The 26,842-nt window shown below is 69.1% G+C and carries 25 protein-coding genes; 16 read left to right on the top strand and 9 right to left on the bottom strand.

The window, feature by feature from the left end:
- The first annotated feature begins 134 nt into the window (after positions 1–134).
- From ACFXAZ_RS10955 to ACFXAZ_RS10945, 3 genes are read left to right on the top strand one after another with little or no spacing between them, the layout of a single operon-like run.
- Positions 135–1,112, top strand: a complete 978-nt coding sequence (locus tag ACFXAZ_RS10955) for an ABC transporter permease (RefSeq protein ID WP_384587646.1) — start codon at positions 135–137, stop codon at positions 1,110–1,112.
- Positions 1,113–1,128: 16 nt separating this feature from the next.
- Entirely contained in the window at positions 1,129–2,190 is a 1,062-nt protein-coding gene (locus ACFXAZ_RS10950; RefSeq protein WP_384587643.1) for an ABC transporter ATP-binding protein, read from the top strand.
- Positions 2,191–2,205: 15 nt separating this feature from the next.
- Positions 2,206–3,324 (top strand): ABC transporter ATP-binding protein, encoded by a 1,119-nt coding sequence (locus ACFXAZ_RS10945; protein WP_384587640.1) that lies wholly within the window; start codon positions 2,206–2,208, stop codon positions 3,322–3,324.
- 169 nt (positions 3,325–3,493) lie between these two features.
- Here ACFXAZ_RS10945 and ACFXAZ_RS10940 read toward each other — a convergent pair whose 3' ends face one another.
- The 4 genes from ACFXAZ_RS10940 to ACFXAZ_RS10925 all read right to left on the bottom strand — a co-directional run bounded on the left by ACFXAZ_RS10940 (position 3,494) and on the right by ACFXAZ_RS10925 (position 7,666).
- Complete coding sequence (locus tag ACFXAZ_RS10940; protein ID WP_384587637.1) at positions 3,494–4,858, bottom strand: aminomethyl transferase family protein; 1,365 nt, start codon at positions 4,856–4,858, stop codon at positions 3,494–3,496.
- Positions 4,859–4,934: 76 nt separating this feature from the next.
- Entirely contained in the window at positions 4,935–5,255 is a 321-nt protein-coding gene (locus ACFXAZ_RS10935) for a YciI family protein (RefSeq protein ID WP_384587634.1), read from the bottom strand.
- Positions 5,256–5,289: 34 nt separating this feature from the next.
- Positions 5,290–6,285 (bottom strand): alpha/beta fold hydrolase, encoded by a 996-nt coding sequence (locus ACFXAZ_RS10930; RefSeq protein WP_384587631.1) that lies wholly within the window; start codon positions 6,283–6,285, stop codon positions 5,290–5,292.
- Between the two features lie 715 nt (positions 6,286–7,000).
- Complete coding sequence (locus tag ACFXAZ_RS10925) at positions 7,001–7,666, bottom strand: MarR family winged helix-turn-helix transcriptional regulator (RefSeq protein ID WP_384587628.1); 666 nt, start codon at positions 7,664–7,666, stop codon at positions 7,001–7,003.
- Positions 7,667–8,226: 560 nt separating this feature from the next.
- Here ACFXAZ_RS10925 and ACFXAZ_RS10920 point away from each other — a divergent pair.
- The 4 genes from ACFXAZ_RS10920 to ACFXAZ_RS10905 all read left to right on the top strand — a co-directional run bounded on the left by ACFXAZ_RS10920 (position 8,227) and on the right by ACFXAZ_RS10905 (position 11,634).
- On the top strand, positions 8,227–9,159 hold the full coding sequence (locus tag ACFXAZ_RS10920; RefSeq protein WP_384587625.1) for a bifunctional 5,10-methylenetetrahydrofolate dehydrogenase/5,10-methenyltetrahydrofolate cyclohydrolase: 933 nt from the start codon (positions 8,227–8,229) through the stop codon (positions 9,157–9,159).
- Between the two features lie 2 nt (positions 9,160–9,161).
- The gene (gene purU, locus ACFXAZ_RS10915; RefSeq protein ID WP_384587734.1) at positions 9,162–10,034 is read left to right on the top strand and encodes a formyltetrahydrofolate deformylase; all 873 of its coding nucleotides are present in this window, start codon (positions 9,162–9,164) and stop codon (positions 10,032–10,034) included.
- A gap of 109 nt (positions 10,035–10,143) precedes the next feature.
- Positions 10,144–10,725 (top strand): YceI family protein, encoded by a 582-nt coding sequence (locus ACFXAZ_RS10910; RefSeq protein ID WP_384587622.1) that lies wholly within the window; start codon positions 10,144–10,146, stop codon positions 10,723–10,725.
- Positions 10,726–10,788: 63 nt separating this feature from the next.
- Entirely contained in the window at positions 10,789–11,634 is an 846-nt protein-coding gene (locus ACFXAZ_RS10905) for a methylenetetrahydrofolate reductase (protein ID WP_384587619.1), read from the top strand.
- 101 nt (positions 11,635–11,735) lie between these two features.
- Here the strand turns inward: ACFXAZ_RS10905 and ACFXAZ_RS10900 are convergent, their stop codons facing one another.
- Genes ACFXAZ_RS10900 through ACFXAZ_RS10885 form a run of 4 tightly spaced genes read right to left on the bottom strand, consistent with a single transcriptional unit; the run spans position 11,736 to position 16,880 of the window.
- The gene (locus tag ACFXAZ_RS10900) at positions 11,736–12,593 is read right to left on the bottom strand and encodes a 3-hydroxybutyryl-CoA dehydrogenase (RefSeq protein ID WP_384587616.1); all 858 of its coding nucleotides are present in this window, start codon (positions 12,591–12,593) and stop codon (positions 11,736–11,738) included.
- Positions 12,594–12,596: 3 nt separating this feature from the next.
- A complete protein-coding gene (locus ACFXAZ_RS10895) occupies positions 12,597–14,951 on the bottom strand; it encodes a bifunctional anthranilate synthase component I family protein/class IV aminotransferase (protein ID WP_384587613.1) in 2,355 nt (784 codons plus the stop codon).
- Positions 14,944–16,068 (bottom strand): CaiB/BaiF CoA transferase family protein, encoded by a 1,125-nt coding sequence (locus tag ACFXAZ_RS10890; protein ID WP_384587610.1) that lies wholly within the window; start codon positions 16,066–16,068, stop codon positions 14,944–14,946. Before ACFXAZ_RS10890 ends, ACFXAZ_RS10895 begins: the two co-directional genes overlap by 8 nt.
- A gap of 5 nt (positions 16,069–16,073) precedes the next feature.
- Positions 16,074–16,880, bottom strand: coding sequence for an enoyl-CoA hydratase/isomerase family protein (locus ACFXAZ_RS10885; RefSeq protein ID WP_384587607.1), 807 nt, complete (start codon positions 16,878–16,880; stop codon positions 16,074–16,076).
- An 88-nt stretch (positions 16,881–16,968) separates the two neighbouring features.
- Between ACFXAZ_RS10885 and ACFXAZ_RS10880 the strand changes: the two genes are divergently transcribed.
- From ACFXAZ_RS10880 to ACFXAZ_RS10855, 6 genes are all read left to right on the top strand, one after another.
- Positions 16,969–17,955 (top strand): cyclase family protein, encoded by a 987-nt coding sequence (locus ACFXAZ_RS10880; RefSeq protein WP_384587604.1) that lies wholly within the window; start codon positions 16,969–16,971, stop codon positions 17,953–17,955.
- A gap of 61 nt (positions 17,956–18,016) precedes the next feature.
- A complete protein-coding gene (locus ACFXAZ_RS10875; protein ID WP_384587601.1) occupies positions 18,017–18,676 on the top strand; it encodes a GntR family transcriptional regulator in 660 nt (219 codons plus the stop codon).
- 137 nt (positions 18,677–18,813) lie between these two features.
- Positions 18,814–19,863 carry an amidohydrolase family protein gene (locus ACFXAZ_RS10870; protein ID WP_384587598.1) on the top strand — a complete coding sequence of 350 codons (1,050 nt, stop codon included), beginning with the start codon at positions 18,814–18,816 and terminating at the stop codon, positions 19,861–19,863.
- On the top strand, positions 19,860–20,882 hold the full coding sequence (locus ACFXAZ_RS10865) for a fumarylacetoacetate hydrolase family protein (RefSeq protein ID WP_384587595.1): 1,023 nt from the start codon (positions 19,860–19,862) through the stop codon (positions 20,880–20,882). The genes ACFXAZ_RS10870 and ACFXAZ_RS10865 overlap by 4 nt, the downstream gene beginning before the upstream one ends.
- A 111-nt stretch (positions 20,883–20,993) precedes the next feature.
- Entirely contained in the window at positions 20,994–21,953 is a 960-nt protein-coding gene (locus ACFXAZ_RS10860; protein ID WP_384587731.1) for a VOC family protein, read from the top strand.
- 83 nt (positions 21,954–22,036) lie between these two features.
- Positions 22,037–22,681, top strand: a complete 645-nt coding sequence (locus tag ACFXAZ_RS10855; RefSeq protein WP_384587592.1) for a cyclodeaminase/cyclohydrolase family protein — start codon at positions 22,037–22,039, stop codon at positions 22,679–22,681.
- Between the two features lie 216 nt (positions 22,682–22,897).
- Here the strand turns inward: ACFXAZ_RS10855 and ACFXAZ_RS10850 are convergent, their stop codons facing one another.
- Complete coding sequence (locus ACFXAZ_RS10850; RefSeq protein ID WP_384587589.1) at positions 22,898–23,476, bottom strand: TetR/AcrR family transcriptional regulator; 579 nt, start codon at positions 23,474–23,476, stop codon at positions 22,898–22,900.
- Positions 23,477–23,744: 268 nt separating this feature from the next.
- Between ACFXAZ_RS10850 and ACFXAZ_RS10845 the strand changes: the two genes are divergently transcribed.
- From ACFXAZ_RS10845 to ACFXAZ_RS10835, 3 genes are all read left to right on the top strand, one after another.
- Positions 23,745–24,935, top strand: a complete 1,191-nt coding sequence (locus ACFXAZ_RS10845) for a PucR family transcriptional regulator (RefSeq protein WP_384587586.1) — start codon at positions 23,745–23,747, stop codon at positions 24,933–24,935.
- A gap of 508 nt (positions 24,936–25,443) precedes the next feature.
- On the top strand, positions 25,444–25,926 hold the full coding sequence (locus tag ACFXAZ_RS10840) for a nuclear transport factor 2 family protein (protein ID WP_384587583.1): 483 nt from the start codon (positions 25,444–25,446) through the stop codon (positions 25,924–25,926).
- A gap of 51 nt (positions 25,927–25,977) precedes the next feature.
- Positions 25,978–26,814, top strand: coding sequence for a fumarylacetoacetate hydrolase family protein (locus tag ACFXAZ_RS10835; protein ID WP_384587580.1), 837 nt, complete (start codon positions 25,978–25,980; stop codon positions 26,812–26,814).
- Positions 26,815–26,842: the final 28 nt, after the last annotated feature.

Genomic DNA, 26,842 nt, shown 5'->3' with positions numbered 1-26,842 from the left:
CTTGGTCTACCCCGGGTTTTTTGTTTATTTGTAGCCCTTTGCGGGTGCCCGGGGGGGGGGCCCCCCGGGGGGCGCCACCCCCCGCGGTTCCCCGCAAACCTCCCACCGTCTCCGTAGAGAGCAGCCTCCCCGCCATGCTTCAGTTCATCCTCCGGCGCTTGGTCGGTGCCGTCGTCACCCTGTTCCTCATCGGTGCCGCGACCTTCTTCCTGTTCGTCGCCGCGCCGTCCGACTACGCCTCGCTGGCCTGTGGCAAGGACTGCTCCCCGCAGAGACTGGAGGAGATCCGCACGGCCCTCGGGCTGAACCTCCCGATCGCCCAGCAGTTCTGGGACTTCATGTCCGGCATCGTGACCGGCCGTGACTTCCCGCAGGGTCACTGCGCCGCGCCCTGCCTCGGCCAGTCCTTCTACTCCGGCGACATGGTCTGGGCCACGATCATGGACCGCTTCCCGCTCACCCTGTCGCTGACCCTCGGCGCCATCGTGGTCTTCCTCACCGTCGGTGTCGGCACCGGCATGCTGGCCGCGTACCGGCGCGGCACCCTGGTCGACAAGATCGCCACCGGCTCGTCGATGGTGCTCAGCTCGTTCCAGATCTACTTCCTCGGCCCGATCGTGCTGCTGATCTTCGTGTACAGCACCGGCTGGGTGGAGGACCCCAAGTACGTCCCGTTCACGGAGAGCCCGTTCGGCTGGCTGGCCGGGCTGTGGATCCCGATGGTCGTGATGGCCACCATCTTCACCGCGCAGTACACCCGTATGGCACGCGCCTCCCTCATCGAGCAGCTCGCCGAGGAGCACGTGCGCACCGCCAAGGCCAAGGGCATGCCGAAGCGCTATGTCTTCTTCCGCTACGCCTGGCGCGGCTCGCTCATCCCCATCGTCACCGTCCTCGGTATCGACATCAGCGCCCTGCTCGGCGGCGGTGTGGTCACCGAACTCACCTTCTCGCTCCAGGGCATCGGCCGCCTCGCTGTCGACGGAGCGACCACGAAGGACCTTCCGCTGACGATGGGCGTCATGCTGTTCGGCGCCTTCTTCATCCTGCTTCTGAACATCCTCGTCGACATCGTGTACGCCTGGATCGACCCGCGCGTCCGGCTCTCCTAGGAAGAACCCCACCACCGTGACCACACTGACCAAGACCGAGGACGCCCCGGCCCCGACCGGGCCCGAGAGCTTCCTCTCGGTCCGTGACCTGCGGGTGCAGTTCTCCACCGAGGACGGCATCGTCAAGGCGGTCGACGGGCTGTCCTTCGATGTCGAGCGCGGCAAGACCCTGGGCATCGTCGGCGAGTCCGGCTCCGGCAAGTCCGTCACCAACCTGACGGTCCTGGGCCTGCACAACCCGCAGTCCACCACCGTCGACGGCGAGATAATCCTCGACGGCAAGGAACTGGTCACCGCCACCGACAAGGAGCTGGAGAAGCTCCGCGGCAACAAGATGGCGATGATCTTCCAGGACCCGCTGACCGCGCTGTCGCCGTACTACACGGTGGGCCGGCAGCTGTCCGAGCCGTTCATGAAGCACACCGGCGCCTCCAAGAAGGAGGCCAAGGACCGGGTGGTGCAGATGCTGGAGAAGGTCGGCATCCCGCAGCCCAAGGTGCGCTTCGACGACTACCCCCACCAGTTCTCCGGCGGTATGCGCCAGCGGGCGATGATCGCCATGGCGCTGATCTGCGACCCCGATCTGCTGATCGCCGACGAGCCGACCACCGCGCTCGACGTGACCGTGCAGGCCCAGATCCTGGATCTGCTGAAAGACCTCCAGCAGGAGTTCGGCTCCGCGATCATCTTCATCACCCATGACCTCGGCGTGATCTCCAACGTGGCCGACGACCTGCTGGTGATGTACGCGGGCCGGGCCGTGGAGCGCGGCAGCGTCAAGGAGGTGCTGCGGACGCCGAAGCACCCGTACACCTGGGGTCTGCTCAGCTCGATGCCCCGTCTGGACGGTGACATCGGCCAGGCGCTCACGCCGATCCCCGGCTCGCCGCCCTCGCTGCTCAACCCGCCCTCGGGCTGCCCCTTCCACCCGCGCTGTGCCTTCCCCGACAAGGTCGCGGGCGGACTGTGCACCACCGCCCGCCCGCAGCTCGGCGAGGGCCGGGCCGCCGCCTGCCACCTGACGGCCGAGCAGAAGCAGACCATCTTCATCGACGAGATCCAGCCCCGGCTGCGCTAGGGAGATTCGAGAATCATGAGCGAGAACCTCACGCTCCCCGCACAGCAGGGCGCCACCGGCACCGACAGGGAAACCCTCCTGGAGGTCAAGGGGCTGACCAAGCACTTCCCCATCTACGGCGGCTTCCCGATCAAACGCAAGGTCGGCGCGGTCCAGGCCGTGGACGGTGTCGACCTGACGGTCGGTGTCGCCGAGAGCGTCGGTCTGGTGGGTGAGTCGGGCTGCGGCAAGTCGACCACGGGCCGGCTGATCACCCGGCTGCTGGAGCCCACGGGCGGCCGGATCACGTACTCCGGGCAGGACATCACCAGCGCCTCACGGCGTCAGCTGGCCCCGGTCCGCTCGGAGATCCAGATGATCTTCCAGGACCCCTACTCCTCGCTGAACCCGCGGCAAACCGTCGGCACGATCATCAAGTCGCCGATGGAGGTCAACGGGATCAACCCGAAGGGCGGCCTGGAGAACCGGGTCCGGGAACTCCTGGAGCTGGTCGGCCTCAACCCCGAGCACTACAACCGCTTCCCGCACGAGTTCTCCGGCGGTCAGCGCCAGCGCATCGGTGTGGCCAGGGCGCTGTCCCTGAACCCCAAGCTGATCGTGGCCGACGAGCCGGTCTCCGCGCTGGACGTGTCCATCCAGGCCCAGGTGGTGAACCTGCTCCAGAAGGTCCAGGAGGAGCTGGGCATCGCGTTCGTGTTCATCGCCCACGACCTGGCGATCGTGCGGCACTTCTCGCAGCGCGTGGCGGTGATGTACCTCGGCAAGGTGGTCGAGGTCGGGGACCGGGAGTCCATCTACAACCGCCCCCGTCACCCGTACACCCACGCCCTGCTGTCCGCCGTGCCCGAGGTGGAGATGACGGACGAGGCCGAGCCCCGCGAGCGCATCCGCCTCGCCGGTGACGTCCCGTCCCCGATCCACCCGCCGTCCGGCTGCCGCTTCCGGACCCGCTGCTGGAAGGCGCAGGACAAGTGCGCCTCGGAGGAGCCCCCGCTGCTCCAGCTCTCCGGCAACACGGCCGGCCACCTCACGGCCTGCCACTTCCCGGAGGACCCGACCACGGAGGCACGCGAGCGGGACGTGGTACTGGACCCGGCCCTGAAGGCCCTGGAGGACGAGCCCGGCACGAAGTAGCACCAGCGCGCGGCACGGCACCCCTCACCCCCGCCGCACCACACCCACCCACCCCCGGGGGGGGGGGGGTGAGGGATGGGCAGCGGGTACGGTTGATCGGGCCGCCCACGGTACGGCCCGATCAACACCTCGGCACCCGGTCAGGCCAACCGCCGGGAAGGCCCTCGCCTCACGGCCGGACGGGGGAGTTCAGACTCACCTTCGCCCGGACCTCGGTCTGGCGGTGGAGAGCGTCATTGGCCTTGGTCGCACCGCCGTCCGGCTCTCCCCACACTACGACCACGTCGGCGCCGTCCCTCGCGATGTCCTCGTCGACGATGGCCAGCGAGAACCAGTGACCCACGTTGACCGTGTATCCGGTGCGGTTCGACACGCCGACCGTGCGGTCTCCCGACGTCACCGTGTCGTACTGGAACGTGTTGTAGACGCCGTACGGGACACTGAGGTACCGGGTGCGGGCCTCCTCGTCGGGCAGCAGCCCGCCCGCCAGCAGCCGGGTCACGTCCTCGTCGTTCCAGCGGAGCCACACCTTCTTGGACGAGGGCTCGTCGCGGCGTTCGAGGAGAGCGTCACGACCGATGAAGTCGTGGTCGAAGTTGACGATGTGGGCGTAGCCGACATCGAACGGCGTGTAGTAGAAGTCCTCGATGCGAGGGGCGTCGAAGCTCCCGCCGAGCGAGGCCCTCCCCTCGAAGCCGGTGGCCCTGAGGTGCCGGCGATACGGCAGAGTGTCGTCGCCGGAGAAGATCGCCGGCACATACATGCCGTACCAACCCGATTCGAGCGCGGTGGTGGAGTACGCGATGGCGCCGCCCTGCCGAAGCCCGAACTCCTCGCCCGCCGCGCACAGGGCCGCCCACACCTCCGGGCCGTGCTCCATCGGGCCCCACATCTCAAGGCCGGTGTTCTCATGTCCGGGAACACCGACCATCGTGTGGTTCAGCGCGCGCACCGCGTGGCCCGCGATCTCGAACTCACCGATGTTGAAGAACTTGATCCGCGGGAGCGAACCGCCGGAGGCCTTCGCGGCGATCTCCAGGGCGGCGGGGCCCTGCAACTGGAAGCGGAAGATGAGGCGTCCCCGCTGGTTGGCGAGGGTCCGCTCGTCCCGGGTGATCTCGACGTCATACCCTCCGGTCTTCGCCTGGTACTCCAGCCAGTCCAGGCCGAAGGGGTTTCCCACCAGGCTGAACCGGTCGTCGTCGTGGCCGAAGAGGATGGAGTCCGAGATGATCTGTCCGGCCTCGTTGCAGGTCACGAACTGCTTGGCCTTGTTGCGACCGAACCCCGTGAACTTGTTGACACCGACGTGGCTGACGAGTGCCAAGGCGTCCGGGCCCTGCACGTAGAGGTCGGTCATGTGGTGCGACTGGTCGAAGAGGACGGCCGTCTCGTGCCACGCACGCTGCTCGTCACGCCAGTTCGTGTATTCGCTGGGGATCGGGAAGGGGTAGGCGCCCGCGTTCGACGAACGCAGCATCTTCACGGGCCCGCCCGCTTGGTTGATCTTGTCTTCGAGTGATGCCTCGGACATGTCGTGCTTCTTTCGGTCCCAACGCCGTCGTGGGCGTCGATCGGTGCGGATGAGCCGCTGCTCGCCCGCGAGGTGACTATGCGTGGGTGTCGATGGGCGGGATTCCCGAGGCGGCGAAGGCGCCGACACCGAAGGCCTGGTGGATCTCCCACTCGGTGATCTCGTAGCGCGCCTTCCCGCTCAGCGTGAACGGGTCACTGCCGGCGATGGCCTCCGCCGCCTCAAGCGACCGGGCACGGATCAGGTAGAGACCGACCAGGCGGGTGGAGTCGGGACCCGAGAGGACGATGTTGCCCAGATCGTGCTGCTGCTTCATCCAGCGGAGATGCTCGTCCAGTTCGGGCCAGTACTCCTCGATCGATACCGTGAACGGCCGAACGACAAGGAACCACTTCACGCCGGATCCGTCCTTTCGTGCTGTAGTGCGGAGGTCATGAGTTGTCGGTGACGAACCGGACGATCGCCGCGGTGGTGTCGGCCGGATTCTCGAAGTGGAAGAAGTGCCCCGCGTCGATGAACTCGACCGTCGAGTTGGGCACCCAGTTGTGCGCGTCCTCGTAGAACTCGCGCGGCTGGAACGGGTCGTCGTACCCCTGGAGGAGCAGCACCGGGAAGTCCCAGGCGTGCATGAGCCGCTCACGACGGTCGATCCACTCCTTGCGGAAGCTGGAGGAGTTGAAGTACCGCGGAACCGCGCGGGCGACGTCCTCGTAGCTGAACTCCTGGATCGTCCGGACGATGTCACTCTCCGCCGCGGTGTCGCGTGCGCCGAGGGTGTAGAGCGTGCGGATCAGCTGGGCCGGCTTGGCCAGCGTGTGCACCCAGCTCGGGTCGGTGAAGAGCCGCTCCTGCGGGTGGACGATGGGGTTCAGGTGGTACAGGTGCTGGGACGCGCGCAGATAGCTGACGATCCGTTCGGGCTCGGCCGCCGCGAAGTAGTCACCGACCACCGAGCCGCGGTCGTGCGCGACCAGCTGGAACCGGTCGACGCCGATCTGGGTCAGCATGGCGGAGAGCTGCTCGGCGACTCCCACCTGCCGGTAGTCGCCGGTGCCCTTCTCGGACTGCCCGTATCCCTTGAGGTCGATCGCGATCACGCGATGGGTGGCGGCGAGGGCGTCGATCTGGCGGTGCCACATGAACCACGACTCCGGGATGCCGTGCAGGAACACGACCACCGGACCCGAACCCGCCTCGACGTAGTGCCAGCGCACCGTCTCGGAGTCACCGGGAGCGTCGACGAACCGGTGCGTCACCGTGGTGGTGCCCACGATCTCGGTGTCGCCGTCGTTGTCGGGTGTGCGCGGCTTGACGTGTGCGTACTCCCCGGGGCCGTCGATCAGCGCCGCGCGCTTCGCGCCCGCCGCCTGGAGAGCGACGATACGGTCCGGGACCGGCGAGTACTCGTGCACGGTCGTTGTGGGCATAGCTCTCTCCTGCTGTTGAGGGGTGCCGGCTCATGCCGGGAGTACCGAATCGGGCCGAGGGCTCCGACTGCGGCCGAGGGGGCCGCAGCGGGCGAGGGTGCCGAATCGGGTGAGGTGAGGCGGTTGCGCGGCAGGCCGAGGCGGCCTTCGGCCCGCGCGATGTCGCCGGGCGACGGCGTGAGGTGTATCCGACCCGCTCAGCCGCCGTACGGCGGAACCCTGGAACTAGCGCGAAGAAGGCGTTGGTCGTCGTCGGACCCTGGCCTGGTTCAGCAACTGGGGTGCCCGCGTGGATGCGGGAATGCGGTCGTGCACCGGGGTGACCGGCATCGTGCCTCCTGAGAAGTCGAACCTCGTCGTTGACTCTCTGTGCCGTCTGGAAGCGCGTGCGGAGCCGAGTGGCCCGCCTGGGGGCGGCAACGGCGATGCCGAGCTGCTCGCTCCTCCGCGTGGCTCCACTATGCATCTTGTGTCGGAGAAAAGCTAGATGAAAAGCTTGTTTCCGGCTGTTGAAGCGGACCGTCGAAGGTGACCGCCGTGGTGCGGGCCCCCGGGCATGACAGGGCGCGCCCGGGCGGAGCCCGGGGCGATCCCGTGTCCTGGCTGGGTTCTGGCTTGCTGCGGGAGGCTGTGGATGAAAACGCCGGCTGCCGGCTCGGCGGCATCGGGGGGTGGCGCGGCCGTCGGCCGCTGTCGCGTCGCGACCGGTCCGCGGCTATCGACCGCTGTCGCGCTCGCCCTTCGCGCGCCGGTTCTTCGCCGTGTTCCTTGCCTGGTCGTCCCCGCTCGCCGCGCGACTGGCCGCGGGTGAGGGGCCGAGATCACCCAGCGCGATCAGTACATCCCTCATCGCGTCGGACGCGGCCTGGACGGCCTCCGGTGGCACCGAACGGAAGACGTCGTTCACCGTGTCGCTCCAGCTGTAGACCACGTCCTCGGCCATCTTGGCTCCGGCCTTGGTCAGACGCACCCAGGAGCTGCGGCCGTCGCGGCCGTCCTTCTCCCGCTCGACCAGGCCGGCCGCCTCAAGCCGGTTGAGGATGTTGGTCACGCCGCCGGAGGACAGCAGCAAGGACGCCTTGAGGTCGGTGGGGCGCATTTCGTAGGGCGGGGCGGTCGACCGGAGCACGTTCAGCACGTTGAAGTCGCCGAGGGTGAGGCCCCAGTCGGTCAGATGCGCGGTGAGCCGTTCCTGAAGGATGGTGCTGAGCCGGATGGCCCGCCGGCCGAGGGCGAGCTCGGGCTGTTCGGCCGCCGGCAGCGTCGCCCGCCACGCATCGCTGATGTGATCGACGAAGTCGCGCCCGCGCGGGTCGGGGCGGTCCCCGCCCGTTGTCCGGGACGGGGAAGCGCTCTTGGCCTGGGGTCCTCGGGAAGCCATGCGAGAAGGATATGCGTCGCTCGTGGCGTCCGGTGCGCGCCGGGGAGGACGACGACCCGGGCGGGCCCGTCGTATATATCTCACTGAAAAGCTTGTTCTATAGCTTCTTGATGAGATAACTTAGAGCGTCAGGCGGCATCGGCACGCGGCGGGGATCGAGAGTGACCCGGCGGTCACCGGGCCGTCCGAGGAGGCGGGCGAGTCCGCCTCACAGCGCTTATCGAGCCGCGGGCGGACTGCCCGGCGGAGTCGGCGACGTGGCCCTTCGGAGGCCCGGCGCACCGGTCTCTCAACGACAGCAGTCATGTGCGCCCACGGATGCGTGCGCGACGCCCGTCCCTGCCGAGTCAGCGGAAAAAGCACCTTCAGGGCACGAGCACGAGCACCCTTCAGGGCGCCACAACAAGCACCTCGGGGCGCCGCAACAAGCAGCCTCAGGGCTCGTCGCCGGAACCACCGGACGACGCGTGAAACGACCGAACACGACCGGATGCCCACGCGTGCCCGAGCGCGCCCGACGGGCGGCGGGCGGTGGGCGGTGTGACGAAAGGAGTGCGGTGGTGACGGCTGAGGTCATCGACGGCAGGAAGATTGCTGCCGCCTTGCGCGAGCAGGTCGCGGACGAGGCGCGCGGTGCCCGAGCGGCGGGCGTGCCCGTGGGCCTGGCCACGGTGCTGGTCGGCGACGACCCCGCGGCGGCGACGTATGTGCGACGCATCGATCGGACCGCGGCGGCGCTCGGCATACCCCGACGCGAGGTGGCGCTGCCCGGCAGCGCGAGCACGTCCGACGTGATCGACACGGTGGCGGGACTGAATCAGGACCCCGAGGTGTCAGGGATCCTCGTGCTGCGCCCGCTGCCCGCCGGCAGCGACGAGGCGGCGGTGTTCAAGGCGCTCGATCCGGTCAAGGACATCGAGGCCGTGCACCCGGAGAACGCCGGCCTGCTGGCGCTGGGCACGCCCCGGTACGTGCCGTCCACCGCGGCGGCCGTCTTCCATGTCCTGGACTGGTGGCTGGACCAGGCCGGGCTGGAACGCTCGGCGTTCTACCACGGCGCGCGACTGGTCGTGGTGGGCCGCTCGAACAACGTCGGCAAACCGGCCGTGTCCTTGGCCTTCGCCCGGGAAGCCGCGGTCACCTCCGTGGACGAGTGGGCGAGCGTCGGCGGACAGCTGGGCACCCACACCCGCAGGGCGGATGTCCTCGTCGTGGCGGCAGGTGTGCCGGGACTCATCAAGGCCGAGCACATCCGGCCCGGCGCGGTGGTCCTGGACGTCGGGATCAATGTCGTCGACGGAGCGGGTGACGGCGAGTCGCGGATCGTCGGCGATGTCGCATGGGACGACGTGGTCACTCGCGCCAGGGCGGTCACTCCGGTGCCGGGCGGCATCGGGCCGGTGACCGACATGTGGCTGCTCAGAAACACGATCCGCGCCGCCCACAACGCGGCCGAGACCATCACCCCGACGCCCGAGAGGCCGGCATCGTGACCATTTCCCCCAAGAACCCCGACGCGGGGCTGGTGCTGACGTTCTCCTGTCCCGAGCAGGCCGGGATCGTGCTGGCCGTGGCCGAATTTCTGGCCGGGCACGGGTGCACGATCACGGAGAGCCAGCAGTTCCGGGACGAACGCCAGGCCGGCTTCTACATGCGTGTGCAGTTCGAGCACACCGACGGCCGCGCGCTGGATCTCGCCGAGCTGCGACGGGACTTCGCGCCGATCGGCTCCCGGCTGACGATGTCGTGGCGGCTGACCCGCGCGGGTGAGCCGCAACGCGTCCTGATCATGGTGAGCAAGTACGGGCACTGTCTCAACGACCTGCTCTACCGGGCCTCGATCGGGGCGCTGAACATCGTGGTGCCGGCGGTCGTGTCCAACCACCCCGACCTCGGAGTGATGGCGGACAACTTCGACGTGCCGTTCCACCACGTACCGGTCACCCGTGAGACGAAGCCGGCCGCCGAGGCCCGGCTCCTGGAACTGGTGGGCGAGCTGGACATCGACCTGGTGGTCCTCGCCCGGTACATGCAGATCCTGTCCGGCGATCTCTGCGGCAAGTTGGAGGGGCGCGCGATCAACATCCACCACTCCATGCTGCCGAGCTTCAAGGGCGCCCGTCCCTACCACCAGGCCTACGAGCGTGGGGTGAAGCTCGTCGGCGCGACCGCCCACTACGTGACCTCCGACCTCGACGAAGGACCCATCATCGAGCAGGAAGTGGCCCGGATCGACCACTCCATGTCGGCGGCCCAGGTCACCGCGCTCGGGCGCGACAACGAGTGCCTGGCCCTCTCCCGGGCGGTCGGCTGGCACGCCGACAACCGCGTCCTCCTCGACGGCCTCCGCACGGTCGTCTTCCGCTAGCGGGTCCCGCTCGTCCCTGGGTTCAGCCCCACCGGGCACAACCGGCGTCGGCTCAAGGCAACAGAACTACAGGAGTACAGGGGTCAGTTCAACGCGACAGGAGACAGACATGGCGATCCTCAACCGCGGCGGCGAACCCGACGCCGCTGAACTCTCACAGCTGACCGGCCACTACACCATCGACCAGGCGCACAGTCGCATCGGATTCAGCGTGCGTCACGCCGTGGTCTCCAGCGTCCGCGGCGAATTCACCGAGTACGACGGCCGGCTCTACCTCGACGGCAGCCAGCCCGCCAACTCCACGGCCGAGGTGGTCATCGAGGTCGCGAGCATCGACACCAAGCAGGCCCAGCGCGACCAGCACCTGCGCAACGGGGACTTCTTCGCCGCCGACACCTACCCCCGGATCACCTTCCGCTCCACGGGCGCCGAGCCGGCCGGCGGCGGCAGCTACCGGCTCCCGGGGGAGCTGACCGTCAAGGACACCACCCGGCCGGTCACGCTCGACCTCGCCTTCCTCGGCACCACCACCGACGCGGACGGCGTCCGCAGGGTCGGCTTCGAAGGCGGCACCACCATCGACCGGTCCGACTGGGGCCTGACCTACAACGCGGCTCTGGAGACCGGCGGCGTGCTCATCGCCGAGAAGGTCAAGATCACGCTCAATGTGTCGGCTCGCAAGACCGGCTGACGAAAGCCCCCAGCCCTCACCCGTAAGCCTGTAAGCCCGTAAGCCAGCAAGGAGCAGTCGCAGATGAGCCCTCACCACCCTGTCAGCAGCGCCATGGCTGACCTGATCCGTAACGCCGCCATCGAGGTCATCCCGCTCAAGGGAGCCGAGGAGAAGGTCAAGGCCGTGCCGGCGGGGACGACCGTCACCATCACATGTTCGCCGAAGTTCGGGCTGGAGCGCACACTTGAGCACAGCGCGCAGGCGGCACGGGCCGGGTACCGGGTCGTCCCGCACCTGGCCGCCCGGCAGGTCGCGGATGAGACCGAGCTGCGCGACTTCGTCGGGCGCCTGACCGACCTCGGCATCACCCGTCTGTACGTCATAGGCGGCGACGCGGACGTGCCGGCCGGCAAGTTCAGCGAAGCCGCCGAGATCCTTGAGGCGCTCTCCGGGATGGACCACGGCCTCACCTCGATCGGGGTCGGGTGCTACCCGGAAGGCCACCCCAAGATCGCCGACGAGGCTCTGCTCACGGCACTGCGCCGCAAGCAGCCCTACGCCCACTACATGGTGAGCCAGCTGTGCTTCGACCCCGCCGCACTCGTCGCCTGGCTGCGTCGCACACGTGAGTCGGGCATCACCCTGCCGCTGCACATCGGACTCGCCGCGCCGATGAACACGCGCAAACTGGCCGAACTCTCCCTGCGCATAGGGGTGGGCTCCTCCCTCAGGTACCTCTCCAAGCAGCGAGGCCTGGTCGGCAACATGATCCGCGGCGACGCCTACCAGCCGGAGCGGCTGCTGCTCGGCATGGGTGACGCGCTGACCGACCCGGACCTGAAGGTGAGCGGCATACATCTCTACTCCTTCAACCAGGTCGAGGCGACCGTCGACTGGCAGCGGCGCGTCACCGAGCAGGCCGCGTAGACAGCGCGCCCACCCCGTCCCAGCAGCACGGCCCCCTCCCGGCTTCCAGAGCCGCGAGGGGGCCGTTGTGTTGTCCCGCTCTCCTGCCTCGGGGAGCAGGCTCAGTACGTGTGGAAGCCCTGGCCGCTCTTGCGGCCGAGCCGGCCCGCGGCGACCATCCGGCGCAGCAGCGGGGGCGGGGCGTAGAGGGGCTCTTTGTATTCCGCGTAGAGGGACTCGGCGATGGCCTGGGCGGTGTCCAGGCCGATGAGGTCGAGGAGGCGGAGAGGGCCCATGGGGTGGGCGCAGCCGAGTTCCATGCCGCGGTCGATGTCCTCGGGGGTGGCCGTTCCGGACTCGACCATGCGGACGGCGGCGAGCAGGTAGGGCACGAGGAGGGCGTTGACCACGAATCCGGAGCGGTCGGGGGCCTGGACGGGCTGCTTGCCGAGCTGTTCGGTGGCGAAGCGGCGGGCGGTGGTGAGGGTGTCCGCGCTGGTGGTGAGGGCGGGGATGATCTCTACGAGGGGCTGGACGGGGACGGGGTTGAAGAAGTGCAGGCCGATGACCTGTTCGGGGCGGGTGGTGGCGGTGGCGACGTCGGTGATGGGGATGGAGGAGGTGTTGGTGGCGAGGATGGCGTGCGGGTCGGTGACGGTTTTGTCGAGCCTGGTGAAGAGGTCGGTCTTGAGGTCGCGGTGTTCGGCGGCGGCCTCGATGACGATCTGACGGTCGGCGAGGGCGTCCAGGTCCGCGGTGAAGGTGAGGCGGGACAGGGCGTGGTCGCGTTCCTGCTCGGTGAGTTTGGCGTGGCGTACGGCCCGGTCGAGGGAGGCGGTGACGCGGGCGCGGCCCGCGGTGGCGGCTTCGTCGGTGGCCTCGGTGACCAGGACGTCCAGTCCCCGGCGGGCGGCGACCTCGGCGATGCCCGAGCCCATCAGGCCGCAGCCGACGACACCGAGACGGGAGATGTGGTCCATGAGTCAGGTCCTCTGAGTGACGGAGGGGCATGTCGATGGGGATGCGGCGCGGCAGTGGGCGACAGGGGCGGTCGCCGTGGCGGCCAGGGCCCGTGCCAGCGCCGTGGTCACCGGACCCGGCTGCCATGTCGCCGGGCAGCCATCGGCCGCCGCGACGGGAGTCACGCCGGTGAGCGAGTCGGTGACGAAGACCTCTGTGGCATACGCCAGGTCGCCCAGGACCAGGGATGCGAGGCCGGTCCGGACGCCGTGACCGCGAGCGGCGCTCAGCACCGCGGCGCGGGTGACGCCCGGCAGCAGCCGGCCGTCGGCGGGCGGGGTGAGCAGGACACCGTCGATGACCGCGAACACGTTCGCCCGGTCCGTCTCCAGCAGTTCACCGGTGTCGTCCGTGATCAGCACATGGTTGTCAGGAGCGCCGTTCGGCCGGGCCGTCAGCAGGGCCAGCAGCCGTCTGTCCGCGTAGGCGTGCTCACCCATCCCGCCGGGTACGACGGTGGGGCGCAGCCGCACGGCCGGGGGACTGGTCCCGGTCCCGGCATACGGGAGCACCTCGACGGTGACCTGTAGTGGGCCGCCCCTCGGACGGACCGTGATGCGCAGCAGGCCGGTCGGGCGACGTGCCACGGCCTCGCGCAGGGCATCGGGCAGGGAAGCGGGGAGACGCTTGCCGTAGAGGGTTTGCACGCTTGCCGACAGACGGGCCAGATGTGCCGTGAGATCCCTGGCCCTGCCGTCCGACACCCTCAGGGCGGTGAACACCCCCGCCGTGGGCCGAGGACGCATCGCAGCGTCGCGCGCCGCCATCGCCCCCGGGGAGCCGACAGCGCCCCGCATCGCCGTCAACCCCGGCGAACCGAAAGCGCCGCCCGCCGCCATCGCCCCCGTCGAGTCAGGGACGACGGGGCCCGCGCCGAGGGTGGCCCCGATCGCGGCCAGCAACGGACGTGCCTTGAGGATCGCCTCGGCGAACTCGTCGTCGGGACGGGAATCCGCGACGATGCCGCCGCCCGCGCCCAGCCAGGATCGGCCCGAGGCGAACTCGAACGTACGGATCGCCACGTTCAGTTCCAGGCCCGCGACCGGGGAGCGGTATCCGACCGCGCCGGTGTACACCTCGCGGGCCGTGGTCTCCAGTTCGTCGATGATCTCCAGGGCGCGGACCTTCGGCGCGCCGGTCACCGAGCCCGGGGGGAACGTGGCCCGGATCAGGTCGCCGTCGGACCTGCCCGGCGCGAGCACCCCCTCGACCGTCGAGACCAGGTGCCAGACCCCGGGGTGCGGTTCGGCGCCGAGCAGGACGGGGACCGTGACGCTGCCGGGGACACAGACCCGGGCGAGGTCGTTGCGCATGAGATCCACGATCATCACATTCTCGGCCCGGTTCTTCGCCGAGGCCAGCAGCCCGGCCCGCTGAGAGGCGGCCTCGGCCGCGTCACCGGACCGTGGCGCCGTGCCTTTCACGGGCTTGGCGACCACCGCGCGACCGGCACCGGCACCGGCACCGGCCTCGCGTCGCAGGAACAGCTCGGGCGAGAGCGACGCGACGGCGGCGCGGGCCCCCGCACTCCCGCTCCGCCCGGTCGTCCCCGTATCGCCCGTATCACCCGGGTCGCCCGGGTCGCTGACACCGATGAAGGCGGCGTAGGGCGGGCGGAGTCCGTCGGCCGCGTGGCAGAAGGCGTCCAGCGGATCGCCGTCGAATCCCGCCTCGGCCCGCAGACAGATGTTGGCCTGGAAGATGTCCCCCTGGCGGATGTACTCCACCGCCCCGCGCACCGCTTCCCGGTGCCCGTCACCCCCGGGAAGCAGCCGGAACGGCGAGAACGTGTAGGAGCGGGCCGGTGGAACGGCCTCGGCCCGCCGGACCAGCTCGGCGAAGCGGCGCTCGATCTCCCGGCCCCGCTCGTCGGACCACAACGCCTCGAAGGCCCACTGGCCCGTCGCCCGGTCCCGTACGAGCACATGGTCGTAGAACCCGAACCAGAGCGGGGGAAGACGGTGACCCGGACGAGGCGCGAGTGCCTCCCCGGTGGCGGCGTACCCGAGATACCCGATCCACCCACCCCCGAAGGTGCCCGAGCCCACCCACTGCCCCTCGAATGAGCCCACCCCCGCCGGGCCGTCCGCGGACCCGACGGGAAACGGGGCGTCGAAGACATCCTCCGGCGAGTCCGTCCCCGTCCGTACCACGACCGGCTCCGACGCCACGACGTCGAACCCTCCCGCCCAGTCGCCGGACAGGCACACCGGATGGGCGTCCGCGCGTATCAGCCGCAGGACGTCGGCCGTGGTGAGCGACCATCCCAGTGCCCGCCGCACCACCCTGCCCGCCCCCGGCACACCCCCCTCAGTCATGACCGGGGAGCGACGGCGGCGGCAGCCGATAGGCCGGCGGGGTCCGTGACATCCGGATGGGGTTGCTCGGCACCGCCACGTCCCCGACACGTGCGATCGGGTCGAGCCCGAGCGACTCCGCGAGGGCGAACGCTCCGGCGATGTCGTTCACCGGCCCGGCCGGGACACCCGCCTCGCCCAGTCTGCGGGCCCACTGCGCGGTCCCCTCGCGGGCCAGCAGCGCGGAAAGCTCCCGACGCAGCTCCGGGCGGTGGGCGACCCGGTCGGTGTTCGTCAGGTACCGGGCGTCCCGGGCCAGGGAAGGGGCGCCCAACTCCGCGCACAGCGTGGCGAACTGCCGGTCGTTGCCCACCGCGACGGCGATCTCACCGTCCTTCGTGGGCAGGGTCTCGTACGGCGCTATCGACGGATGCTGGTTGCCCAGCCGGGTGGCCACGCTTCCCGCCGCGGTGAAGGCCGATGCCTGGTTGGCGAGCGCCGCGAGGAGCGAGCCCAGCAGACTCACCTCGACCCGCTGCCCCTCGCCCGTGCGCTCGCGGTGCCGTACGGCCGACAGCAGTCCCACGCACGCGAACAGCCCGGCGAGTACGTCGACCAGCGCGACGCCGACCTTCTGGGGCTCGCCCGACGGGTCGCCGGTGATGCTCATCAGCCCGCCGGTCGCCTGCACGATGAGGTCGTAGCCGGGCAGTGCCGCTCCCGGCCCGGAACCGAAGGCGCTGATCGAGCAGTAGATGAGATCGGGTCGCTCGGCCCGCAGTTCCTCGTAGCCCAGGCCCAGCCGGGCCATCACCCCCGGCCGGAAGTTCTCCACCACGATGCCGGATTCGACGGCGAGTTCCCGGGCCCGCTCCCTGCCGTACGGGGTGCTGAGATCGATGACCACACTCGTCTTGTTGCGGTTCGCCGCCAGGAAGTAGGTGGCGGTACCGGAGGCGTCGTACGGCGGTCCCCACGCGCGGGTGTCGTCGCCCCCGCCAGGTCGCTCGACCTTGATGACCTCCGCGCCGAGGTCGCCCAGGACCATCGTGGCGAACGGGCCCGCGAGAATCCGGGAGAAATCCGCGATCCGGACCCCGGCCAGGGCCGCCGTCGGCTCGGTCGTACCGTCGCTCATCGCGCTCACCGACCCTGATAGCGGGCGGGCCGCTTCTCGCGGAACGCGCGATACGCCTCGACGGAGTCCTCGGTGCTCCTGATGACCCCCATGTGCGAGGAGACCAGCTCCAGACTCGTACGGAAGTCGAGCCGCTGGGACTGGATCGCGGTCCGCTTGATCATGCGGATCAACTGGGGCGGTCCGTCGGCGAGTCTGCGCGCCAGCGTGTACGTGGCGGTCATCAGGTCCTCCGGCGCGTGCACGCTGTTGATCATGCCGAGCTGGTCGGCACGGTCGGCGGAGACCGTGTCGCCCGTGAGCAGCAGCTCCAGTGCCCGGGGGAGTCCGATGAGCCGGGGCAGCAGCCAGCAGCCGCCATCGCCCGGGATCAGGCCGACCTTGACGTAGGACATGGCGAACGTGGCGTCGGCGGACGCGAGCCGCATGTCGCACATCAGCGCCATGTCCAGGCCGGCGCCGACGGCCACACCGTTGACGGCGGCCAGGACGGGCTTGTCGACGGCCTCCAGGGCGAGCGGCACCCGGTGGATGTGCTCGCTGAGGGTCAGCTTGTGGTCGAGAGGGCGCTGGCCGGTGTCCTCGATCCAGGACAGGTCGATTCCCGCACAGAAGGCGCCGGGGGCACCGGTCACGACGATGACGCGGACGTCGGGGTCGTGCTGCGCGTCGATGAGCCGGTCCGCCCACGCGTCGACCATCTCCAGGGTGAAGGCGTTGCGCTTGTCCGGGCGGTTGAGGCGGATGGTGGCGATCCCCTCCGACACCGTGTACTCGATCCCCTCGGACACCGCGTACTCAAGGTCAGGCATGGCTCTCCGTTCTTGACCGTTCTTGACGGCAGGCAGGTACGCTAAACATAATGCATAATCGATACAAGGGGAGAGCGAGGAGAACGCCATGACCGCAACTGAGCGAATCGTCGCAGGTGAGAGCATCGCCGCTCGTTCGGCACGTCGCCATGAGGTGAGTGCCAGCCCCTTCGGGCCGTCCGACGAGATCGGCATGCTCAACCTGATGACAGCGGAGTCACGTGGGGCCGCGCTCGCCTCCGCCGACCCGTCCGTGATCTACGACCTGTCCGTCGACTACCACGTGGGGATGCCGTCGTGGGCCGGGCTGGGCGACCCGACGTATCAGATCTGGATGTCGCACACGCCTCCCGGCAGTGTGAACGAGAACGTGCTCGGGGTGGGGGAGCAGCAGAATCAGCTGGTGACCTACTCCGGTGACTGCATCTCGATGTACACGCACACCGGGACCCATCTCGACGCCCTCAACCACTTCGGACTGGGCGGCTCGGTGTGGAACGGCCGTACGGCCGCGCAGGACCTCGGCAGCCGGCACTGGCTCAAGAACGGAGCCGACCGGCACCCCCCGGTGATCGCGCGCGGAGTGCTGCTCGATGTCGCGGGCGCCGCGGGCGTCGACCTGCTGCCCGACTCCCACCGGATCACGGCCGAGGAACTCGCCGGGGTGATCGAGGCCCAGGGGACGCAGATCCGCGTCGGTGACGTCGTACTGATCCGGACCGGGCGGATGAGGGTGTGGCACGACGGCCCCCGCTACCTCTACAACGAGGCAGGACTCGACCGCGAGGCTGCGGCGCTGCTGGCCGAGGCGGGCGCCATGATCATCGGGGCGGACAATGTCGCGCTGGAGGTCATGCCCTCCGTGGACCCGGAGAACTGGCACCCGGTGCACACCTATCTGCTGGGGGAGTGCGGCATCCCGATCATGGAGAATGCCTACCTGGAGGATCTGGCCGCGGCCCGGCTGCACGAGTTCGTGTTCGTCGGCGCCGGTCTGCGGCTGCGCGGGGCCACCGCCGCACCGATGCGGCCACTGGCCTTCCCGGTGGCGCCCGGTAGTCCGCTGAGCGGCTGACGGCGGCCCCGGCCGACCCCGGTGCATGATCCACCGCCGGTATTGCGCGAGGATGTGAGCGATGACCGACACTTTGACATTGACCATCGCCCAGCGGGTGGCGGAGCAACTGCGCTCCGAGATCAGGCAGGGCATCCTGGCGGCCGGTGAACCGCTGCGCCAGAACGACGTGGCCGCGCGGCTCGGAGTCAGCAGCACCCCGGTGCGCGAGGCGTTCCACCTGCTCGAACGCATGGGTCTGGTCGAGCGGGAGGGCCGGCGCGGGGTGCGCGTCTTCAGCCCGTCCATGCGTGACCTCGTGGAGGGCTACGAGGTCCGGGGGGGACTGGAGGCGCAGGCGGCGCGGCTGGCCGCGGTGCGCCTGTCGGACGAGGCGCTGGCCTCGCTGGGCGAGATCATGAGCCGGATGCACCGGCCGGGGGTCGAGCAGCAGGAGTTCATCCGCCTCAACGCGGACTTCCACGCGCTGATCGCCCAGGCTTCCGGCAATGCCAGGCTGGCGAAGCTCGTCGCCGCGGAGCAGGCCGCCACCTCGTCGTTCGTCGCCTTCCTCGGGGTCGACGCCAGCAGCGCGGAGGAGGCGCACGCCGAGCACGCGGCCGTCCTGGCCGCACTGGAGGCCCGCGACGCCGATGCCGCCGCCGCGGCGATGTCCGCGCACCTGCACGCGCGGGTCGAGGCGCTGGAGTCCCGGCTGGAGGATTCCGGCAGCGCTCGCTGAGCGCCGAGTGACGACATGACCTTGGCCGGCCCAGGCACCGACCAAGCACAATCACCGATTATGCATTATGTAGAAGACTTTCAGAGCACTTCAGAGCACTTCAGAGCCCTTCAGAGACCTCAGAGATAGGTGATCCCGTGCTGGACGCGTTCAGCCACTTCCTGCCTCGCACCGTTCTCGAACGCTTTCGTGAGCTGGCCCCCGGGCATCCGGCTCTCGCGCTGTTCGAGCGGCTCCCCGAGCTGTGGGACATGGACGCTCGGCTGCGTTCACTGGAGGCTTTTCCGGACCTCCAGCAGATCCTCAACTTCGGCAACCCGCCGGTCGACTCGCTCGCCCCGCCCCCGGTGGCCGCCGAACTGGCCCGGCTGGCGAACACGGAACTGGCATCGCTGTGCGCGGCACACCCGGACCGGTTCCCCGCGTTCACCGCCGTGCTGCCGATGGGTGATGTGGACCTGGCGCTCCAGGAACTCCACCACGCCCACGAGCAACTCGGCGCACGCGGCATCCAGATCTTCACCAACGCCGGTGGCCGACCGCTCAGCGACCCGGAGTTCCGGCCCGTGTTCGAGGCGATGGCCCGCCTCGACCTGCCGATCCTCGTCCACCCGTACCGCACGGCGGCAGCGGCCGACTACACCACCGAGGCCGCCTCCGAGGACGAGGTGTGGTTCACCTTCGGCTGGCCCTACGAGACCAGCGCTTTCGCCGCGCGCATGGTGTTCTCCGGCATCTTCGACACCCTGCCGGACATCAAGATCGTGCTGCACCACTTCGGCGCCATGCTCCCGATGTTCGCCAACCGCCTCGACCTCGGATTCCGGCAGATCTTCACCGGACCCGGCGGCGTCAACCCGCTCGCCGTGGACGCCGGACTCAAGGCCCCGGCAGGCGAGCACTACCGGCGCTTCTACGCCGACACCGCACTCAACGGATGGGCACCCGGCCTCCGGGCGGGCTACGAGTTCTTCGGCCCGTCCCATTCCCTCTTCGGCACCGACGCGCCCTTCTGCCAGGACGGCGGCCCGTCCTTCATCAGCGACACACTCACCGCGATCGACGCCCTGGACCTGTCCCCCCAACAACGCGAACTCGTCCTCGACGGCAACGCACGCCGGTTGTTCCGGCTCCCCGCCCCCGGCGGTCGCGGCACGACGGGCACGGACGAAGGAGAAACCCCATGACCCCCGCTCGGCAACAGGTGACACAGGGCAGCCCCTTGCTCGGGGACTTCGCCCTGATGACCGTACGGCAGTCAGGCGTGCCCCTACCCGCCCTGCTGCTCGGGGGAGAGATCTGGGATCTGCGCGGGGCCGCCGCCGCAGCGGCCATGGACCTGGTTCCGGACACCCCGCGCTTCGGCGTCCTGGATCTGCTGGAGGACTGGTCACGGACCTTCGACCAGCTGTGCGCGCTGGCGCGCCGCGTCACCGAGAGCGGCCTGGACACCGACCGCTATCCACGGGTCGCCGACGGATGCGCGATCCTGCCGCCGATTCCCCGCCCCAGCAAGATGCTGCACGCCGCCCAGAACTATCCGGACCACGTCCAGGAGATGCGTGCGGCACGGACGTACGGATTCAATGACACGCCCATCGACCAGGCGCGGGACTTCACCGGGCGGCGTGAGGGCGCCCGCCCCTATCTGTTCCTGAAGGCGCCCAGCTGCCTGGCCGGTGCCTATGACGACATCCCCCTTCCACCGGAAGTCACCCAAATGGACTGGGAGGTGGAACTCGCGGTGGCCATCGGGCGCCGGGCCAGGCGGGTCACGGCGGAGAGCGCCCTGGCCCATGTCGCCGGATTCATGACGACCAACGACTTCTCCGCGCGGAATCTGCTGATCCGCCCGGACCGCGAGAGGCTGCGCTCGGACTGGTTCGGCGGCAAGAGCCATGACGGGTTCGCCCCGATGGGACCGGTGTTCGTCCCCGCCGCCTTCGTGCCGGACCACCTGGACCTCAGGCTGCGGCTGACGGTGAACGGGGAGATCAAGCAGAACGGCAGCACCGGGAACCTGATCTTCAGCCCGGCCGAGCAGATCGAGTACGCCTCACGCATGACCACCCTCGAACCCGGCGACATCATCGCCACCGGAACACCCGGTGGAGTAGGCCAGGGCACCGACAGTTTCCTCACGTCGGGCGATGTGGTGGAGGCCGAGGTGGAAGGCCTGGGACAGCTTCGCAACCGTGTCGTCTGACACGGCGCGCACGCGGCGACGGCAACGGAAGTCGCCGGGCACGGCCCACGGGGGCCATCCTGGAACGGAGGCATGATTCACATGAGCAAGACGCACCTGGACACATCGCACATGAACCGGACCACACCCTTTCGCCAGCCGGCCACCGAATGGCCGGTCTCGCCGGTCACTCATGTCCGGTACGTGGCCGAAGCGGTGCCCGACCTGTCCGCCTCGGTGGGTTTCTACGGCGGCATCTGGGGACTGCGGGAGGTCGAGCGGGACGGCGACGTCAGGTTCTTCGCGGCCGAAGGCAGCCCCGAGCCCTATGTCCTGCGGCTGCGCGCCGCGAAGGAGAAGCATCTCGACCTCGCCTCGCTCGCCGTGCGGGACCGTGCGGACGTCGACCGGATCGCCGAATCGATGCTCGCGTCAGGCATGTTCCTCGACCGCGCGCCGGGCGCGCTCGACACCCCCGGCGGAGGCTACGGCCTGCGCGTCTTCGACCCCGACGGCCGGCTGATCGAGATCAGCGCGGACCTGACCCCCCGGCCCTTCCGCGCCCTCGAACCCGGCGAGTCGGTACCCCGCAAGGTCAGCCATGTCGTCTTCAACAGCGCACAGATCGAGGAGACGATCGCCTTCTACGTACGCCACCTCGGGTTCCAGGTGATTGACTGGCTGGGCGACTTCATGGCCTTCCTGCGCGTGGGCGGCGACCACCACATCATCGCGATCACCCGCGCACCCCACTCCTCGTTCAACCACATCGCGTTCGACATGCGCGGCCTGGACGAATACCTGCGCGGCACGGGCCGCCTGATGCGCCAGGGCGTCCGCCCGGTGTGGGGGCCCGGCCGCCACGGGCCGGGCGACAACACCTTCTCGTACTTCGTCGACCCGAACGGGAACGTGGCGGAGTACACGTCGGAACTCAAGACGCTCACGCACGAGGACGACTACTGCGGACGCGTCTGGCCCGCGACGCAGGAGGACAACGACCAGTGGGGCACGGGCGGCCTGATCGAAGAGTTCCTGCCCTTCGCGATCAATCAGTCCGACCCGCTCCTGTGGACGTCCTCTCCCGTGTAGCGAGCAGTGGGGCCCGGCGCCGAGCCGGCTTCGCTTCGATTCCGCTTCGATTTTGCTGTGACCAGGAACGACAAGGACTCTCCATGCAGCTCCCCGCGCAGCCCTCCTTGCCGAACGAGACGATCGGCGAGTTCCTCGGCACGCTCGCCGATCGTGTCCCGGCTCCTGGCGGCGGCGCCGCGGCCGGGCTTCACGCGGCCGTCGCCGCCGCGCTGCTCGGCATGGTCGCCCGCTACACGACCGGCCACAAGTACGCCGAGCACGCCGAGCGGATCACCGAGCTGATCGACGCGACGGACCGATGGCGGGCGGACGCACTCCGGTGTGCGGAGGACGACGCGAAGGCGTTCGGCGCTGTGGCGACGGCATACGGCCTGCCCAAGGACACGCAAGAAGCCCGGCAGACGCGCTCGGCGGCGATCGCCCGCGCACTCACCCTCGCGGCACAGCCACCGGCCGCCGTGATCGGCCTCGCCCACGCCCTCCTCCCGGCGGCCCGGGAACTCAGCACGACAGGCAACCGCAGTGTGCTCGCGGACGTGGCGGCAGCCGCCGAGGCCGTCCGTGCCGCGGCCGTCACCGCCCGCGTCAACGTCGAGGTGAATCTGCCCGGCATCACCGATGCCGCCGTACGAACCGACCTCCGGAACACGGCCGGCACGGTCGATCTGATCGTCATCGGGGCGGACGAGATCACCGCGGCGGTACGCGCGGAGATCACCGGATAACGCCGAGGCCGGGGCGGCCAGGGCCGCCAGGGCTACGGCGGTACGGGCGAGCGCGGCGACGAGGCGATGCCGTGGGCGGGGGGGGGGGGGGGCGGGGGCGGGGGCGCGGGGCGGTGGCGCGGGGCGCCGCTGCCCGGGGGGGGGGGGGCGGGGGGGCATCTCGTCCGCGGCGACGGTGACATCGATGTCCCGCGACGCGAGGAACGCTATGGGGGATCAGGAAAGCCGGGAGGCGAGCACGGCAGCCGCCGCGGACCGCGCCCAGCGGTGCACCTGCGGGCCCTCCGCGTCCTTGAGCTGGGCGGACACCGCGGCACCGTCGTAGATCAGGCAGAGCTGAGCCACCAGATCGTCGGTGTCCCGCAGACCCGCCCGGTCCAGGAGACCGGCGAACAGATCCTTGAGCGAGCGGCGCCGGCGGGTCACGGCGTCCAGCACGGCGGGCACGGAAGGACACTCGCCCGCCGCGTTGATGAACGCGCAGCCTCGGTAGGTGGGGGAGCCGAAGTTCTCCGCGAGCAGGTCGAAGACACACAGCACCTGCTCTATGGGGTCATCCGACCGGCCGGGCAGTTCAGCGACGGCCCGGGCCTGCATCCGCTCGCTCCGCTCGTCCAGGTACGCCGCGATCAGGTCGTCCTTGGACGGGAAGTGCTTGTAGAAGGTGGCCTTGGCCACGTCGGACTCGGCGATCAGCCGGTCGATGCCGCTCTCATGGATGCCCCGTGCGTAAAACAGACGGTGGGCGGTGTCCAACAGCCGGCGGCGGGGGGAGGGACGTACAGCAGTTGACATGTCTTGACACTAGCAGACAGGTCGGTCTACCTTCACTTTACGTTGATTTTGTTTGTCTCTCCTTTCGGTAAGGTAACGCCCAAGTGAACCCGGCAGACTTGGTGACGGCGGCCGGTGTTTTTCCCTGGGCTGAACTGCCGGGATGCTCCATGACCGCCCTATCAGCTGAGGTGCAACAGTGCGAGTCAAAGGCCGATGGGTATCCAACCTCAGCAGAGGAAGAAGCGGAAGCAATGACTCCGTGCAGCCCGCGGTGTCATCGGAATCGGTGGCGGACGCCATCGACGTGATCGGCGCCGAGGCGGTCGATTGGGCCATTGAAAAGGCCTACACCCTCGCCGAGCTGGTCACTGAGAAGTACCCGGCGTTCCGTGGTGGCCCCGCGCAGTTCGATACGCTGCGCATCGCCACCGAATCGACAGTGCTGACCGGGCTCGTCGAGATCTTCGACGGTAAACTCGTGCACTGGCAGGTCACACCGGAAGCGGCTTTCCATATTCGAGACCTCGTGCACCGGAGTATCCCGCAGGTGGATGTTCTGGGAGCCATCAGATTCTCGCACGCAATGCTCAGCGACTGGCTCATGGAAGCCTGCCGGGGATTTGTTTCCCCGACGGAACTCGCGGATCATCTGCATCTGATTTCGCGCACGCTCCTCTTCTGTCTGGATACCCTCTCGGATGACGTGACGCGCACCTATCAGGCCGAGTACGAGCGGTACAACAAATCGCCTCTCGCGCATCGGGACGAGGCCCTTCGGTCCGTTCTCGCGTCGGATCCCGAAGACGTCGACGTCGCCTCCAGCCGACTGCGCTATGAACTGAGCGGCCGGCATCATGTCGCCGTCGTGCTGACCCGGTTCGAGTCGCGGTTCGACGATGATTCACTGCACAGCGCCGCCCGGAGACTGCTGCGCGACTGTCGTGCCGAGCAGATGCTGCTGGTGCCCGACGGTCACTCCGTGCTCTGGGGCTGGGGGAACAGCCGGTCACCTCTCGCGGTGCGAGGCGCGCTGACGGAGACTCCGGGTATCGGCGTCGTGGTGGGCACGCCCGCCAAGAACGTGACGGGGTTCCGGCAGACACACAAGGACGCGCTGGCGGCGCAGCGCATCGTGGATTTCTTCGGGATACGTTCCCATGTCCCGCACTACTTCTCCGATCTGCATCTGCTGACGCTGCTCGGTCCGGATCAGCAGAAGATCAACAGCTTTGTGCAGAGCGAGCTTCGTGATCTCGCCGAAGCGGGCACCTCGACCGCCGAACTGCGTGCCACCCTGGGCATCTATCTGGACAACCACAGCCCGCAGGCGACCGCGAACCGCATGTACATCGCGCGCAACACGGTGGCCTACCGGCTGCGGCGCATCGAGGAACTCCTCCAGCGTCCGGTCACGGAGCGCCAGACGGAGCTGCGGCTGGCGCTGCTGCTGAGAGACTGCGCGACCATCTCCAGCTGAACTCCCGAGCGGCGACCGGGCGATGACCCGGTGACGGCCGGGCGATGGGCCGGGCGATGAACTGGCGACGGGCCGGGCCGATGGGCCCGGCCGTGGCAGTCCCGCGCCTGTGCCGCACGGCCACCGCGCGAACGCCCTCCCACCCCTGCCCACGCGCCGCCCCGACCAGCGTGGATCGAACTGCCCGTCCCCGGGAACACCCAGGTGGACGGGCTGTTTCGCGTCGCCGGCCCGGGACGTCCGCAGGGCGCCTCCCGAGCACCGCGCGACTGCCGTGAGACGCCGCCCGGGCACCGCGCGGCCCGCTTGGGCGATCCGTGCAAAGCGTCACCGCTGCCTTGGGCATCGGGACCAAGCGCGACACCGCGGGGATCCGGAGTATGGACCTATGACCGGCCACGTGAACGCAGCCGGACAAATCCGCAATTCCTTCAGTGAGCCATCAACGGTCGGTGGACCGGTGTGCCTCGGCACGACCGGGACCCGATGCCATGGAGAGGAAAAAGCAATGGGTGAAACCACTGCCAGCCGTGACGACATCATCGCGGCGAATCTGGCCGCGGTTCAGGCGCACTTCCACAACGAGGCTCCCGAGACCATCGACAAGGCCATCGCCCTGTACGACGACAACGAGATCTCGTGGGAGGGGCCCAGCCGGGGCATCGGCCTCTCCGATCACGGTGTGGTGCGTGCCGCCTACCTCGACATCTTCCGGACGGTGAAGTTCAACAAGTCCGCCGTGCTGCGGGAGTTCGCGACCGAGCAGTTCGTGTTCCACGACGAGGTCGTGGAGGCTGAGGTCGTCGGCGACTACATGCCGAATCTGCCGTACCCGGTCGGCACCATCATGTCGGTGCGCGTGGCGCATCTCTTCGAGATGCGTGACGGCAAGATCATCAAGGAAATCGCGTACGAGATGTTCCGGAAGGCCGGCAGCCCGGAGGACAACGATGTGTTCCCCGAGGGAACAGTCTGGACCTACTACAACTGAGAGCCGGTCGGTGAACACACGACGAGTGCTGTCGCCGGAAAAGGAGAACCAGTGAAGCTCGTTGGGTATGTGAATGGCCAGGGCGAAAGCGCGATCGGCTCGCTCGGTGACGCCGACACGATCGTGCCGCTGGCGACAATGCGGGAGTTCTACCAGGACGGCTTCCGGATCGCCGAGCGCGCCGCACCGGCCGGGGAGCCGATCAAGCGCTCCGGTCTCACCCTGCTCCCGGTCGTCCCCGAGACCGCCCGCGTCTTCTGCGTCGCGATCAACTACCTCGGGCACGCGGCGGAGGCGGAAGAGGTCGGAATCGCCCGCCCGGTGGTGCCCATGATCTTCGGGCGCTGGGCGAGCACGCTGGTCGTCGACGGAGCGTCCATCCCTGTTCCTCCTCGCGAGGAGGGGCTCGACTGGGAGGTCGAGCTGGCCGCGGTCATCGGCCGGCCGACCTACGATGTCGACGAGGCGACCGCCATGGAGTCGATCCTGGGATACGCGGTCTTCAACGACATCTCCGCGCGCCAGGTACAGCTGGAGACCCCGCAGTTCACTCTGGGGAAGAACGCGGACCGCAGCGGTCCGATCGGACCCCTCGTGATCGATCCGACGCTGGACCCCCATGACCTGAACCTCAGGACACGGGTGAACGGGGAGACCGTCCAGCAGGGCAACACCCGGGACATGGTGTTCAAGCTCCCCCAGGTGATCAGCCACATCTCACGGAGTGTCACCCTGCTGCCGGGCGATGTGATCGCCACCGGCACCCCCGAGGGGATCGGCGCGTCGATGAAGCCGCCGCGTCTGATGGGCCCGGGCGACGTGGTCGAGGTCGAGGTGGAGAAGCTCGGCGTCGTACGCAACACCATTACGAAGCCCGGCAGCCACTGAGACCCGTACGCAGCCGCCGCCCACAGAG

The organism is Streptomyces sp. NPDC059477 (assembly GCF_042749375.1).
GTDB lineage: Bacteria > Actinomycetota > Actinomycetes > Streptomycetales > Streptomycetaceae > Streptomyces.
Note: the sequence above shows the minus strand (reverse complement) of the source record. Positions and strands in the feature narration are given on the sequence as shown.